General features: G+C 34.9%; 10 protein-coding genes and 2 pseudogenes. 6 read left to right on the top strand and 6 right to left on the bottom strand.

Features of this window, described 5'->3' with window-relative positions:
- Positions 1 to 6: 6 nt before the first annotated feature.
- Positions 7 to 708 (bottom strand): response regulator transcription factor CtrA, encoded by a 702-nt coding sequence (ctrA, locus tag ACFIKI_RS03950; protein WP_375665767.1) that lies wholly within the window; start codon positions 706 to 708, stop codon positions 7 to 9.
- 569 nt (positions 709 to 1277) lie between these two features.
- On the opposite strand from ctrA, the gene ACFIKI_RS03945 reads away from it, so the two are divergent.
- A complete protein-coding gene (locus tag ACFIKI_RS03945) occupies positions 1278 to 1664 on the top strand; it encodes a flagellar export protein FliJ (RefSeq protein ID WP_375665766.1) in 387 nt (128 codons plus the stop codon).
- A gap of 129 nt (positions 1665 to 1793) precedes the next feature.
- On the opposite strand, the gene ACFIKI_RS03940 is transcribed toward ACFIKI_RS03945, so the two are convergent.
- Complete coding sequence (locus tag ACFIKI_RS03940; protein ID WP_375665765.1) at positions 1794 to 2069, bottom strand: DUF1153 domain-containing protein; 276 nt, start codon at positions 2067 to 2069, stop codon at positions 1794 to 1796.
- A 45-nt stretch (positions 2070 to 2114) separates the two neighbouring features.
- Here ACFIKI_RS03940 and ACFIKI_RS03935 point away from each other — a divergent pair, with 45 nt between their 5' ends.
- Both ACFIKI_RS03935 and mnmA read left to right on the top strand, forming a co-directional pair.
- Entirely contained in the window at positions 2115 to 2261 is a 147-nt protein-coding gene (locus ACFIKI_RS03935; RefSeq protein ID WP_375665764.1) for a hypothetical protein, read from the top strand.
- Positions 2262 to 2475: 214 nt separating this feature from the next.
- Positions 2476 to 3696, top strand: a complete 1221-nt coding sequence (gene mnmA / locus ACFIKI_RS03930; RefSeq protein WP_375665763.1) for a tRNA 2-thiouridine(34) synthase MnmA — start codon at positions 2476 to 2478, stop codon at positions 3694 to 3696.
- Between the two features lie 277 nt (positions 3697 to 3973).
- Here mnmA and ACFIKI_RS03925 read toward each other — a convergent pair.
- Positions 3974 to 4760 (bottom strand): annotated as a pseudogene (locus tag ACFIKI_RS03925) (TrmH family RNA methyltransferase).
- 748 nt (positions 4761 to 5508) lie between these two features.
- Between ACFIKI_RS03925 and ACFIKI_RS03920 the strand changes: the two are divergent.
- Positions 5509 to 6417 carry a cation diffusion facilitator family transporter gene (locus ACFIKI_RS03920; protein ID WP_375665762.1) on the top strand — a complete coding sequence of 303 codons (909 nt, stop codon included), beginning with the start codon at positions 5509 to 5511 and terminating at the stop codon, positions 6415 to 6417.
- Positions 6418 to 6729: 312 nt separating this feature from the next.
- Here the strand turns inward: ACFIKI_RS03920 and ACFIKI_RS03915 are convergent, their stop codons facing one another.
- Positions 6730 to 6900 carry a GatB/YqeY domain-containing protein gene (locus tag ACFIKI_RS03915; RefSeq protein ID WP_375665761.1) on the bottom strand — a complete coding sequence of 57 codons (171 nt, stop codon included), beginning with the start codon at positions 6898 to 6900 and terminating at the stop codon, positions 6730 to 6732.
- A 466-nt stretch (positions 6901 to 7366) separates the two neighbouring features.
- Here ACFIKI_RS03915 and carA point away from each other — a divergent pair, with 466 nt between their 5' ends.
- Positions 7367 to 8563 carry a glutamine-hydrolyzing carbamoyl-phosphate synthase small subunit gene (gene carA, locus ACFIKI_RS03910; RefSeq protein WP_375665760.1) on the top strand — a complete coding sequence of 399 codons (1197 nt, stop codon included), beginning with the start codon at positions 7367 to 7369 and terminating at the stop codon, positions 8561 to 8563.
- 1032 nt (positions 8564 to 9595) lie between these two features.
- Here the strand turns inward: carA and ACFIKI_RS03905 are convergent.
- Positions 9596 to 10811: pseudogene (locus ACFIKI_RS03905) on the bottom strand (MFS transporter).
- A 746-nt stretch (positions 10812 to 11557) separates the two neighbouring features.
- On the opposite strand from ACFIKI_RS03905, the gene ACFIKI_RS03900 reads away from it, so the two are divergent.
- Positions 11558 to 12394: a DUF1460 domain-containing protein gene (locus ACFIKI_RS03900; RefSeq protein WP_375665807.1), complete on the top strand. Its 837-nt coding sequence runs from the start codon at positions 11558 to 11560 to the stop codon at positions 12392 to 12394.
- 748 nt (positions 12395 to 13142) lie between these two features.
- Here ACFIKI_RS03900 and ubiC read toward each other — a convergent pair.
- A complete protein-coding gene (ubiC, locus tag ACFIKI_RS03895; RefSeq protein ID WP_375665759.1) occupies positions 13143 to 13649 on the bottom strand; it encodes a chorismate lyase in 507 nt (168 codons plus the stop codon).
- Positions 13650 to 14441: the final 792 nt, after the last annotated feature.

The raw sequence follows: 14441 nt of genomic DNA, 5'->3' as shown, positions 1-14441 counted from the left end.
CACTGCTTAAGCGGTTTTTCGTACATTTTCTTCAACTGGATCACGCAATACATAACCACGTCCCCAAACTGTATCAATGTAATTTACACTAGCAGAGACCGCTTCCAATTTTTTCCGCAATTTACAGATAAAAACATCAATAATTTTTAGTTCTGGTTCATCCATTCCACCATAGAGATGATTGAGAAACATTTCCTTGGTAAGTGTTGTACCTTTGCGTAAAGAGAGAAGCTCTAGCATTTGGTACTCTTTACCGGTTAAATGAACGGGGCGTCCTGCAACTTCAACGGTTTTCGCGTCAAGGTTAACGGTGAGATCACCGGTAACAATAACCGATTGTGCATGTCCTTTAGAACGACGAACAACTGCATGGATACGTGCAATGAGCTCATCCTTATGAAAAGGCTTTGTCATATAATCGTCTGCTCCAAAGCCAAAACCACGGACTTTGTCTTCAATAGCATTCATACCGGAAAGGATAAGAACAGGAGTTTTTATTTTTGCCAACCTTAGGGTTCGCAAAACATCGTACCCTGACATGTCAGGGAGATTTAGATCAAGTAAAATGATATCATAATCATAGAGTTTGCCTAAATCGACACCTTCTTCACCTAGATCAGTGATATAAACATTAAAATTGGCTGATTTTAGCATTAACTCAATACTTTGAGTAACGGCTCTATCATCTTCAATTAATAATACGCGCATTTTTAATCCCTCATTTCGCTCCTTCACGAATCACAAGGAGCATCTCTATTTTATAACAGTTAGTAAAAACACTGTTATAAAAAAATTCATGAAATCAAACACTTATAATAAAGCGTTAATGAATATTTCAGTAGTACGCGTAACAATCACTACTAAATTCCCCACTATCCATGATAGTGGTTAACAAAATATTTTTATTTTTAAAAGAGGCTACAAAATTATTTTAGAAAAATCGTATATTTTTTAACATAAAAAAATAAAGGGCTTTTTCTATAAATTTTAATCTAAAATCTAAAAAAAATCTTGTAAGAACGCACTGTAAATTACTTTTTTACCATTTCAGTGTTTGTTTACTGAGCTTTAAACCTCTTCGTTTTATAGTGGAGGGAAAAAGTAAAAAAATAGTTATTGCTCTTTAAAGCAAGGTGTGTTTGCAGATGCTTTAAGGAAAGGCAAAATTATTATAGTTTCAAGTTAATAGACTGTTTTTGTCGGATAGACATATAACTAAAAGATATTTATTGGGTGTGAATGCGAGTTTTGAGTTGCGCAATCAAGGAGTAGTGAGTATGAAGCCACGAGAAAATATGGTGCGATTGAGGATGTTTCAAGTGCGTGGAAAGCGCCGTGAAATTGCACAGCTTGGGATGATGATCGCAGAATTTGAACGAATGGTGTTAGAGTTGGAAGCACAGATTACTCATGAAGAACGTAAATCTGGAAACAATGATGTTCACCATTTTGCTTATTCTGCTTTTGCGCGTGCAGCGCGGCAAAGACGTGATAATCTGGTCAATTCAATTCGTGATTTAGAACTTCAAAAAACAAATGCTGAAATTGCGCTCCATGAAGCCGATACAGAGCTACAACGCGCACAGCTTTTGGAAGCACGAGAAAAGAAGACTGCCGCTGGTGATGAGGATATTTTAATGCAATCTAATTCACTGGCCGGATAATAAAAGCAATTAAGATCCATTCTTTCAGATTTATTTTTTGAAAATAATATAAAACAGCTAAACTTGGTAAAAGTTTGGCTGTTTTATGGAGTCTTTTTAAGCTGTTATCGAATCATGAACAATGGCAACTTAATGCCTGTAGTGTTGAGTCCTCGTTGTTCGTAATCCTGCTAAACCGTGTTCATCGATCAAACTTTGCCATGAAAGAAATTCTTCTACAGTCAAAGTATAACGTTGACACGCTTCGTCAAGACTTAACAATCCACCTCTGACAGCCGCAACAACTTCAGCTTTGCGACGAATCACCCAGCGCCGTGTTGTTTGCGGCGGTAGGTCGGCAATTGTAAGTGGACTGCCATCTGGTCCAATAACATATTTCATTTGTGTTTTTGTCAAATTGGTCATTCGTATCCTCTACCTTTAGTCAAGGACTTGATTCGTTTATAGAGCATGAAATTTAAAAAAGAGCTAAACGCGCTGAAAGAAAAAATTAATAAAGTGATTGAGCATAAAAAAGAAGTTAAAGTAAAGTGTGTAGAAGAGCTGCTTGCAGCATTTTGCCAGATTTTTAAAAAGAGCAAAAAAGGCTTTCTATAAAGAATTTCTTCAAAATGATTTTTACAGTGCCTTATTTTTATCACTCTTTTTTTGTTTGCAGCAGCTTTTAAGAAAGTGATGCTATAGTTGTGAAAAGAATAAAAAAACAATATAAAGAATAATCAATAATGTAAAAATGGTGAAGAGCGCGCATCAAAATGTTAATAACATTATGGGTATCTATTAAACAGAGCATTAAATAGAGAATGAATACATGCTTTTAAATAGTCTTGATTTACCAGGGCAACCTAAGGATTCTCGCATTGTTGTTGCAATGTCGGGAGGAGTTGATTCATCGGTTGTTGCAGGTCTTTTGAAAAAGGAAGGGTATAATGTTATTGGCATTACGTTGCAGCTTTATGATCATGGGGCTGCAACGCATCGGGTGGGGGCATGTTGTGCGGGACAAGATATTGAAGATGCACGCCGTGTTGCAGAAACATTAGGAATACCGCATTATGTTCTTGATTATGAAAAGCGCTTTCGCGAAGCTGTTATTGATCCTTTTGCAGAAAGCTATGCTCATGGAGAGACACCTGTGCCATGTATTGCGTGCAATCAGACGGTCAAGTTTGCTGATTTATTAGCAACTGCACGTGAATTGGGGGCAGATGCTTTGGCTACCGGACATTATATTCGTTCGCGTTCCCATGGATCGCATCGAGCACTCTTTCGTCCTCTTGATAACGATCGTGATCAGAGTTATTTTCTCTTTGCAACGACACAAGAACAGATTGATTATTTGCGTTTTCCACTTGGTGACCTTCCAAAAGCGCGCGTTCGTGAAATGGCAGCAGAAATGGGGTTTGTGGTTGCCAATAAGCATGATAGTCAGGATATTTGTTTTGTTCCACAAGGAAAGTATTCAGATGTTATCGCAAAATTGCGTCCAGAAGCAGCTAATCCTGGCGTTATTGTCCATATCGATGGAAAGATTTTAGGCAAACATTCGGGAATTGTTAATTATACTGTGGGGCAACGTCGTGGTATTGGAGTGTCAACTGGTGAAGCGCTTTATGTGGTTTATCTCGATGTGGAAAATGCTCGTGTTATTGTTGGTCCGCGTGAAATGCTCGAAACGCATAAGCTTTTTTTACGTGATGTGAATTGGCTTGGTGATGAGCCGTTGGATAAATTCCCTTCTCAAGGTATTGAGGTGGCTGTAAAGGTGCGTTCAACGCGTCCTCCTCATCTTGCGCGCTTGCATTATAAAGAAGGTATTTTTTCTGTTGATCTGTTGGAATGTGAAAGTGGTGTGGCACCAGGGCAAGCTTGCGTTCTTTATGATGGAAATAGTCATGAGGCACGTATTCTGGGGGGAGGATTTGTAACGCATTCAGAACGTGCAGCCGATACTGAAATGATGTTGAAGCGCGTTTTGTGCGATTTTGAAACAAAAGCTTCTGTTTCCTCTGAATTTAAAACAACGGCTTGATAAAAAGATAGTAAATTGATTTATAATGATAATTTCTATCCTTCAACGTGAATGAGAGACTTTCGTAAGTTTTTTTCATTGTAAATTTGCTTTATGATTGAATCCATAAAAATCATGTCTTTTGCACATCATAAGTATTGTAGGGGGGAAAGCATTGATAAGAAAAATGTAAAATGTTTCTTATCAATGTTCTCAAAGGTTAGGGGACAGCAACATTAGGGGCTGGGTAGGATAACACACATTATCAGATATTTTTTACCTTAAAGTGTTACCATATTTAGTAGTCAAAGGCAGTAAAATGGGTGCGTGCAATATCTGAGTTTGTGGCAACACCGTTAGTCATAGAAATACGTAAGTTTTTTGATGATTGTCGTATATAGGGCGGCAAGCTATTGCCTTTTGTTTTAGAAATAAGTGCCATTTTCTTGGTTTTGTTTGTTTGCTTGAGAGTATGACGAGGCAGAAGGTGAGCGTGCATAAAGATGAAAGCTTTCATCGTTTAGAATAGATATAATGTCATTCATATCAGCGTTTTGTGTATAGGGAGCTATCGGCAGAAATTCTGACGGATTTGCGATAAAGTGTATCGCATAAGGTTTTGTCGACAATAATGCTGTTACTGGCAAAGATCGCTGCATTCCGAAAAATTAATCCCATATTATCGTGATTCGAGATATCCCCTAAAACCAGAATCAAAGCTTTTTCTGGAAGATTTTGTAAAAAATTCTGTAATGATGGTGGCGTTTTGTGTTTACCAATACCGAGAATATCATGATGAACATGAAATCGGTGATATTATTCATGTGTCTTTTTGTGGAACGTAATAAATGGGACATAGAGGTAGTGTTTTTTCCAAAAACGATAGAAGTCCAGGGAAATGTTTTGCTATGATAAATAGTGAGAGGACAGAAAATTCTTTCGAATGCAGGAATGCGGACAATGTTATTTTACCTTCAGCAATAAATTGATCTTGTTGGACGACAAGATCTTTTTCACAGATATTATGATAGGCTTTTAAGGTGTGGGGCATCCGTTTTTTCGATTGTTGTGATATTCAAACGCATGCGAGATTTTTAATGCTTTTTTCTTACAATTTCTAGCTGTTAGAATTTGTTTTATTTTTAAAAAGGGAGATAAAAAAATATTATTTTAAACTTACAGTAGAATTTTTATTGACAGCATATAGTAATAAGTGTATTGTAAAAATACCGATGCAGGATAATATATTTTTCTTGTATCGGCTGCAGTGTCTTGGGTCCCCGCTATTTCCCAAGTCCTGTATACCCTTATTTTTAAGGCAAAAGAATCTGGGTCCCCAATGCCCAGATTCTTTTTGGGGGTAATCATTGCTCTTCTTTTTTGTTTCTAAATTTTTTTAGCAAATCATATTTTAAAATCCAGCTGAGCTGTAAGATTACAGCAAAGTGCTCAATCATTTTTTTTCTAAGGTGCATGGATGCTTGTAGATTGATTATGATGCATATCATAAGACTGAAAAATAATGCATAATCATGATACATTTGAGAAAAAAATTTTTCGTTCATGAAACATAGGTGGCTTTAAGTTATTCAGAAAACTATTGATAATGAAGGTGATGTGTTTGATTGCTCTTGGAGAGCTCTTTTTTACTCTTCAGCTTTTGTTGGTGAAGTTCATGTAACTGGGTAGTTTTGCAATAACAATGGTGTATTGAGTCATTTATTGTATGATGAAGCTTCTGTAATATTGAGGAAAGATCGTCGTTATGCCAAAAGTATCATGATATGGTTGAAAATATTAATTCCTTATTTCGTGAAGAAAAGGATGAGGTTCATGGATGTAAAAATCAATATACAAAGCTTAACTTTATACTCTATTTTTATTGCGTGTATTGTTTTTGCTTTGAAATATTGGACATATCACATCACAGGTTCGGTTGCACTTTATTCTGATGCATTGGAAGCAATCGTTAATATTCTTGCGTCATTAGCAGCATGGTGGGCTGTTAAAGTGAGTATGAAGCCAGCGGATCATGATCATCCCTTTGGGCATCATAAAGCGGAATATTTTTCCGCAGTTCTAGAAGGGGTACTCATTATTATTGCGGCAATTGTTGTTTTAAGAGAAGCATGGATAGCTCTTTCCACTGTTAAATTATTGCAGAAACCTGGAATATGGCTTGTTATTCATCTTGTTGCAACTGTCATAAATTGTATGTGGGGAATGGTTCTTATTTGGCAGGGAAAACTCCATCGCTCACCGGCTCTTAAAGCTGATGGAGTGCATTTTATAACAGATGTTTTTACGTCGCTTGCAATTTTAATTGGTTTGATTGCCGGTTTTGTCGGAGGATGGGGAGCTTTAGATCCAATTTTAGCGATAATCGTTGCCGTTAATATTCTCTTACAGGGCTGGAAGGTGATTAGAAATGCTGTTCAGGGATTAATGGATGTTGGCGTTGAATTGAATGAAAGCATGCGGATTCGGGAGCTAATTTCTGCAAATGCATCGGGTGCGCTTGAGATCCATGATTTGCGGACGCGTGTTGCTGGGAGGGTTACTTTTATAGAGTTTCATTTGGTTGTGCCAGCTGTAATGCGGGTAGGGGAAGCACATAAAATTTGTGATAAAATCGAAGGAGTTCTTCAAAAAGAATTTGATAATGTGCGTATTTCTATTCATGTTGAACCTGAAGATGAGGCAAAATTACCTCCCGGTACAACGATGATACCTTTTATATAAAAAGATTTTTCAAATTGTCTGTTATGTTAGACTGTTTTTTTTATGATGTAATGACTTTGAAGAATAGAAAAATATAATGCAGAAAAGATATTTTATTGCTCCATGAGTCCTAAAAACATATTCATCCATTTCAAAGAATTATTTTTTATAAGAGCCATGTATGTATAAGATAAATGCCATTTACCAACATTCTACTGACTTACAAAGGCTACGTATAATAAAAAATATTTTCTCATATCCTTAAATTGGTAAGATTTATTTCAATCTTTTACAAAGATTATTGCACACTTTATAAAAATTCATTTGCCCCGCTTAGCTTCCCTTAAACCATGACATCACCTTACCGATATCGCGCAATTTTTTAGCTTTTGTTTGTGCTAAAGCTTCAAAAATAGCCTGTTCTCCTTCCATCTCCTCAAACTGATAGGAGAGAAATTCACGAATAATTTTTATTTCTGCGTGTTCTCTTTCTACCGATTCCAAGCAACCAAACTCTTTAGAAACATGCTAGTGAAACCAGACTGCATCTGCTAATCATCCACTTCAATCCTCCCTTCATCATAATAAAGAATATCACGCTTCCTAACTGCAGCATTCATTAAATGAAGGGCAGCAAAATGCGCACGATCTCGCACTTTCAAAGTAACCCTAGGAGCTGCTTCAATCTAGTCACGCAACATAAATTGATTCAATTTTGTTCAAACAGAAAATGCCTTTTGACCAATCTTTATCCATCTTGCAATGGAGGATAAAAAAATAATTAAGGACTCGATCTTAGAAAAGACAAAACAAGACTTTACCTCTTCATGGAATGTACTTATACTCTCCGTTTCAAGCGAAACATTACCAGAATAATATATACAACATTTGTTAGAAGTATGTTTTTGGTATGATTTTTGTGTAAAGTTGATCATTATCTCTTTTAGAGAATAACTTGTGGATACACACTATGATACAAACGATTTCATCTAGCAGTCCTTGGAGTATCAACAAACCTACAGCCCTCTTAGTATTAGCTGATGGAACTGTTATTGAAGGCAAAGGAGCAGGTGCTACAGGTATTGCTGAAGCTGAAGTGTGTTTTAACACCGCCATCACAGGTTATGAAGAAATCCTTACAGATCCATCATACACACAACAAATCATTAATTTCACATTTCCTCATATAGGAAATGTAGGAGCAAATAGTGAAGACATAGAGGCTCTCACGTCTCTCAACTGTCATGGTGCTGTTGGTGCTATTTTTAAGGCAGACATTACACATCCCTCAAATTATCGTGCTCATGAAAACCTTGATCAATGGCTTAAAACGCGTAAAATTATTGCACTTTGTGGTATTGATACACGTGCACTCACAATTCTTATTCGTGAAAAAGGTGCGCAAAATGCTGTCATTGCACATGATGCTAATGGAAATTTTGATATTCCTTCTTTAAAGAAGCGTGCGCAAAAATGGCACGGTCTCGTCAATCTTGACCTTACGAAAGACGTGACATCTCAATCATCAATGCAATGGGATGAAAAACCATGGAGATGGAATAAAGGATACGGTACAAACAATGTGCACAATCTTCATATTATTGCAATTGACTATGGTGTTAAACGCAACATTCTTCGCCTTATGGCAACACAAAAAGCACGCATTACTGTTGTGCCAGCCCACACAACTGCAAAAGAAATTCTGGCAATGAAGCCTGATGGCGTTTTTCTTTCTAATGGACCAGGCGATCCTGCCGCTACGGCTCAATATGCCATTCCAACAATCAAAACATTAATTGATCATAATTTACCGATTTTTGGAATATGTCTTGGTCATCAACTTCTTGCTCTTACGGTTGGCGCCAAAACCATAAAAATGCACCAAGGACATCATGGTGCCAACCATCCAGTTAAAGACCTTAATACCGGAAAAGTTGAGATTGTATCGATGAATCATGGTTTCGCTGTAGATGCGGCCTCTTTACCACAACATGTTCAAGAAACACACATTTCTCTCTTTGATGGTTCAAACTGTGGTATTCGAATCATTGGAAAGCCAGTTTTTTCTGTTCAATATCACCCCGAAGCTTCTCCTGGACCACAAGATAGTCACTACCTCTTTCAGCATTTCTCTGATCGCATTATGAATTACAAAAAAATATCTTAAAATAAATGTTTCACCTTCTGATTTCTCTTCTTCAAATTATATCGTCTTCCTACGCGCAACTATATTATTTTTATACCTACAGCTTATTTAATCATAAGTATTATTCCTCATTTCACCCCTTAAATGAGAGTGCTGAATAGCATCAATTTTTCTCATTCCCCTCCTCTTAAGCTCATATGGATCAAAATCATTAGCATATCCACCCCAGCAAGATGAGTGTGTCGATAAAAACTATTTTTAAAAAGAGTAAAGTGCCTCACTATATTAAGGACCAAGAGCTGTTGTAACATTGGAAGCTGGCAAAGTGAATAATGGGCATCTTTGATAGAAATAAAGATAGCAGTGTACACTGGATCTTATACCATTTACAGTGATTTTTACCTTATATTCTTCATCGACACTATCATAAAATTGGTGTGAACACATTGAAAACTATCTCTTCAAAATAAACGCTGGATTCATAATACAATGTGCTCTGTTTTGAGCATTCTGTTTTGCTTGAAGGGGGGATTCCTTATTAAAGAATAAAAAAACAAAAGTGTGCGATAATTCTCATATCTCTACTCTTTAAAGGATATTGCTGTGGTTGCTTTAGAAAAACGCAAAGCTGAACTAAAGATAATGGTAAAGATGGAAATCAGTTTTTAATTGATGCCTTTATTTTCTTTCAATTAGGCTGTTTTATTATTTTGAAGATTATTCAAATAGATTATGCAATGTTTTCATTCTATCTGGCATAAAAATTTTACAACCACTCGTACAGTGTTGGTGCATCTGAGTCTTAATCACCAATATGCCTACGATATGAGGGCGATTTTAATTGATAGACAACAGGAAAAAGCAAAGACTTTATTATACAAACAGTATCACAAAACGAAAAAATTATTCAGAATGAATGAGAAAGAGATCAATAATTTATACAACACTTTGCAAAACAAACAGCATAAAGAACTTTCCGCCTATAATAATGATAAATTTTGTTTATCTTATGCATTCTCTAGTAAAATATTCTTATCAGCACCTCCCAACCAATTAATGTACCCGTAAGGCAAAAATGACTGTTGCAACGACAAGAAGAAAAAAGCCTCCTATAAAAGGAGCGCCAGAAAAATAAAACAGTGCATTTTTATCTGCAAAACATTCAAAGAGAAACACATAAAAAAACAGAACCAAACATTAAACCTAACGAAACAACAGATGTCATTGCTCCGTGCAGTTCTCCTTGTATATTTATCGGCGCCTGCGCTGAAGCAATAGCACGTATAGGTGCATGAACAAGATATTCAAGCATTGTACACGCACAAACCATATAAACTATCCACCCCTGTGTCGCGAATGTATAGCCCAGCATAGCAATGGATGCAAACAAAAGCCCCACGATAACAATATGCCAATCACTCCATTGCTTAGAAAAATAAGATAAAATGAGAGCAACGACAATAAATTGGCCTATCCCAAAAACACTATAGGATAGCCCAATAGAAAACGAACTCCAATCATAGCGTTCTTTTGCAATGAATGCCCAAATGCTTAACCATAGAGATTCCGCAAACCAATAAAGAAAAAAACCAACAGTATCCAAAGAACCATCGGATATTGCTTCAGTTGCCCAAAAATGTCTAAGGGATTTACCCGCTTAATATCAAAAAGCGCCTATTCCAAAGAGAAAGAGTTTCTGGGAGGATAACCCAAGCAAAAATAAAGTTAATGAGTGAAAAACCAGTTGCAAAATAAAACGGAACATGCAAACCAAACTGACCTAAAAAACCACCAATGAACGAACCTAAAATAAATCCTAATGCGGATGCTACGCCTAACAGACCAAAATTGCGTGTACGGGTTTTATCATCGGATAGATCAGCAAGATAAGCTATACAAGTTGCAAAACTAGCGCCACATATCCCTGACAAAAGACGTCCGATAAATAAGAATAGCTCCATGCTATAGCACATATGAGATTATCAAAAGCAAAGCAGATAATAGAGACAAGCAAAATAGGACGACGTCTATAACGATCAGAAAGATTGCCAATAACAGGAGCAAACAAAAACTGCATCACTGAATAAGCAGCAAGTAATTTTCCTCTTTCTACAAAAGCTGTATTGACATCTTTTCCAGTTAACTGAGAAAAATATTCAGGCAAAACAGGACAAATGATCACAATGCCAAGAATATCTAACAATAAAGTGATGAGCACTAAAATGAGCCCACGCTGAACAAATTTCGGATTGAGCATGTAATTTTGCATAACATACACATTGTTTTACACATACAATTATTCCCCTGCTCTCTTTTAATTCCATTTCCCTTTTAAAAGTATTCTATACCGTATACTTTTCACATATAAACGAGTAATAAAGTAAAAATCCAAAAAAATAGTCAAGGTAACACTATAAAATTCCATTTTACTTGGTATAGCTTTTGTCAAAGCATAAACATTATTTTTTTACATTATACGAACAAATATCTATGCAAATAAATTATGAACAAAATCTCAATGAATAGAGAATATTTCCAATAGTTTTAAAGCTATTGTAATTGATTTATCAGATATCATTTCCCTTTCCCATATTACCGCTTTCAAAAATCTCAATTCTATTTGATACATTAGATACCCTATAATAATTGAAACCTTTTAAAAAATAAGTTCTTAAAAATTCTTCTCATCCCCAGAATGGCTTAAAAAAGTAAAAACTTCTCATATTTTAAATATAATTAGAAATTGTATACATAAATATTTATTTCATAATCAATTTTTATTTAAAAACTAAATATATTATAGAATAATATTATAGAAAAACATTTTTTATTCTGTAAGCTTTAAAAATATTCATATAATTTGCACTTTGTATCCCCTTTAAATACATGATCATAGCTATTGATGCTATTAATGATTATATATATTATTAAGTCCAGTAACGATCTGATGACATGAGAAAAGGGCATTTTAGTAAAAGTTGTCCATAAACTATGAGTTCAAAAATGGTGTATAAAATGCGAAAAAGATCCCTATTAATTCTCATTTTAATATTGGTTATAGGATGTGATGTTCAGGATTCTGATTCACAAGAGAGTATTTTAGAAAATAAAATAAAAATACAACAAACAAACAACTTAAACCTAGATACCTATACTCTAAATAAATTAAATACTCTTCTCAAAAAACGTTCAGAAACAAATTATCAGGAAAAAGGGGTACTAATTGACTTTCTTTCTGAAGCTTTTTTAGGGACACCTTACCAAGCAAATATGTTACATGGCTCAGAAAATACACCAGAAAAACTGATTATTGATTTTAGAGGCTTAGATTGCTTCACTTACCTAGATTATGTTGAAGCATTGCGCCAATCAACATCCCAAACAGAATTCATAAATAACGTCATAAAAACGCGTTATATTAATGGTAATATTCATTTTTTAAATCGGAAACATTTTTTTACGGATTGGGCTTATAGAGAATATAAACTCGCTACTGATATTACCGCTGAAATAAGTCCCCATGCGGTAAAAATAGAAAAATATCTCAACAAAAAAGCTGATGGTGGAAGCTATCTACCTGGGTTGCCAGTTGTGAAACGCACGATAACGTATATTCCAAGTAACTTTATTAATGAGGAGGTTATAGGTCGTTTACAATCAGGTGATTTCATTGGTATTTATACGAAACTTGCTGGATTAGATGTAACACATGTAGGTTTCTTTATCATGACAGATAAAGGGCCAATGTTACGAAATGCTTCTTCACGAAAAGAAAATGAAAAAGTTATTGATTCTCCCTTTATGGATTATGTTGCAAAAACACCAGGAATCATCGTTTTAAGAGCTCTATAATACCATCATAGCAATATGAAATATCTTCTCTATTCTTAAAATTATATTGAAGTTATTCAGATAAACATTTAACTTCGTTTAAGCTATACGGATACAATATATTTGTTTATAGTTTTAAGAGAAAAAAATCATTTTAATCTAATTTTGTTTACCGGTATAATGAAATTGTTTTTAAAGAAATTACGGATTTATAATCACTTTTACTGATTGAAAAATAAAAACAAAAAAACTTTACTGTAGTATAACGCTTTTTTTCATATTCTCAACCACGATTTATCTATAGATTACCACCAATCTGATCTTTACAAATATAATTCAAAAGACATATACGAATGTTTGTAAAAATAAGTAAACGTAAAACCAGATATGTTATGGGTATTGTCTTACAAAGTCTCTTATAAAAATTTGATTTATCTCTCCAATTTATTGTGTGTAATTTTCGATTTATAGCGTTGTTATGCCTCATAAAGTCTTTGCTTTTTCTTGTTGTCTATCAATTAAAATCGTCCTCACGTTGCAGGCATATTTGTGATTAAGACTCAGATGCACCAACACTGTACGAGTGGTGGTAAAATTTTTATGCCAGATAGAATGAAAATATGAAGGTATAAATCAAAAACTGGTTTTCATTTTTACCATCATTTTTTAGTTCAGCTTTGCGCTTTTCTAAAGCAACCATAGTGATATCCTTAAGAGCAGAGATATGAGTATCTCACACTTTTGTTTTTTATTCTTAAATGAGCCTCCTCTATTTATCAGGGTAGAGTGGTGAATCTGCTAAAAACAGTTCGGTTAGCAATAATGGTTTACCTGTTAGCCGCAAACGAGAACGACGTGCCCATAACGCACCTTGTTGACCAATATGAATGTAATCGCGGGTTAAGTTTTCATTGTTAAATAAATAGTTTCCTAGGGGTACAGTTCCCAAATGCATCAAGGCTTGATTGTGTAGGAGGGTTTCTTGTGGGATTACAGTGCGCCCAAGGATCCAAGGTTTATTATCTCCTCTCAATATGACTTCGCGTAGCCAATAACGTGTACTTTCGGGTAGATGTTCTGCTTCTTCTTTTAATTTATCTCGTGTAATAAAACATTCGCGTTGTGGTTGAACTTGGATGCAGGTACAATATTTCTTTAATCGCAGCGTCATTGAGCCCGATTCCATGAGCCAATCGCGAACGTTTTCTGGTATTGGAGGATTTTGATCAGAGAACCACTTTAGAGGTGGTAAGATGGAAACTTCAAGATCAGACATCGGTTTACTCTACAGCTAAAGTCTTATTCCATATGTTATGTTGGGTTAAATAGATCGCTCTATTGTAATACAAGGAGTGTAAAAGCAGCAAGATTTTAACAGGAAGATATTAAAGAGAAAATCTAAAGCAAAGGTCTTTAAAAGAAGATATACCGAAAATGTAATTATAGGGTCATTTTCATTTGAAGAGGCAAAATAATGTATTATGATTTATCTAACGCGTTTTCACACAATGTGTTAGAGAATTTTCTTGATAACCTATAGGGGAATGGGATAAGATACTCTGTGCTTTAAAATTCGTTTGTAATACCTATAAATAAAGAGATAAAAAATTCATCTATGTAAGACGATATAAAGAGGAAATTTAAGAATATTAAATATTTATTCTACACTTTAGAAAGTAAAGGAATACTCAAAACTTTTGAATTTAGATGTAAAGTTGATCGTATTCTTTATAATCCAGAATTTTGATGCATTTTAGAAAAAAATAAAATCTATATAATAATACTAATATATGATTAATATCATTTCATTGTTTTTTCGATAAAAATGCTAGTGTTGATGAAGTGTGTAGGCGTTAAGTATTACGGGGTAGGATCTTTAATCATCGTTATTGATTTTGTAATCTTATGGATTGTTATTACCGTGAGATGAGCCAGATTTGTGCGCGCAGTACGAAAATAAGTTCATATTTCATAAAAATAACGCATACATTCTTCCTGATATGCGTAAGCTTATATAGGTATGGAATGGTGCGTTATAAAGTTTTTTTCTACGTTTCGTTTTAAGATA

It is taken from the genome of Bartonella sp. TT121SHDZB (assembly GCF_042193415.1).
Lineage (GTDB): Bacteria > Pseudomonadota > Alphaproteobacteria > Rhizobiales > Rhizobiaceae > Bartonella.
This window is presented reverse-complemented; position numbering and strand designations above follow the sequence as displayed.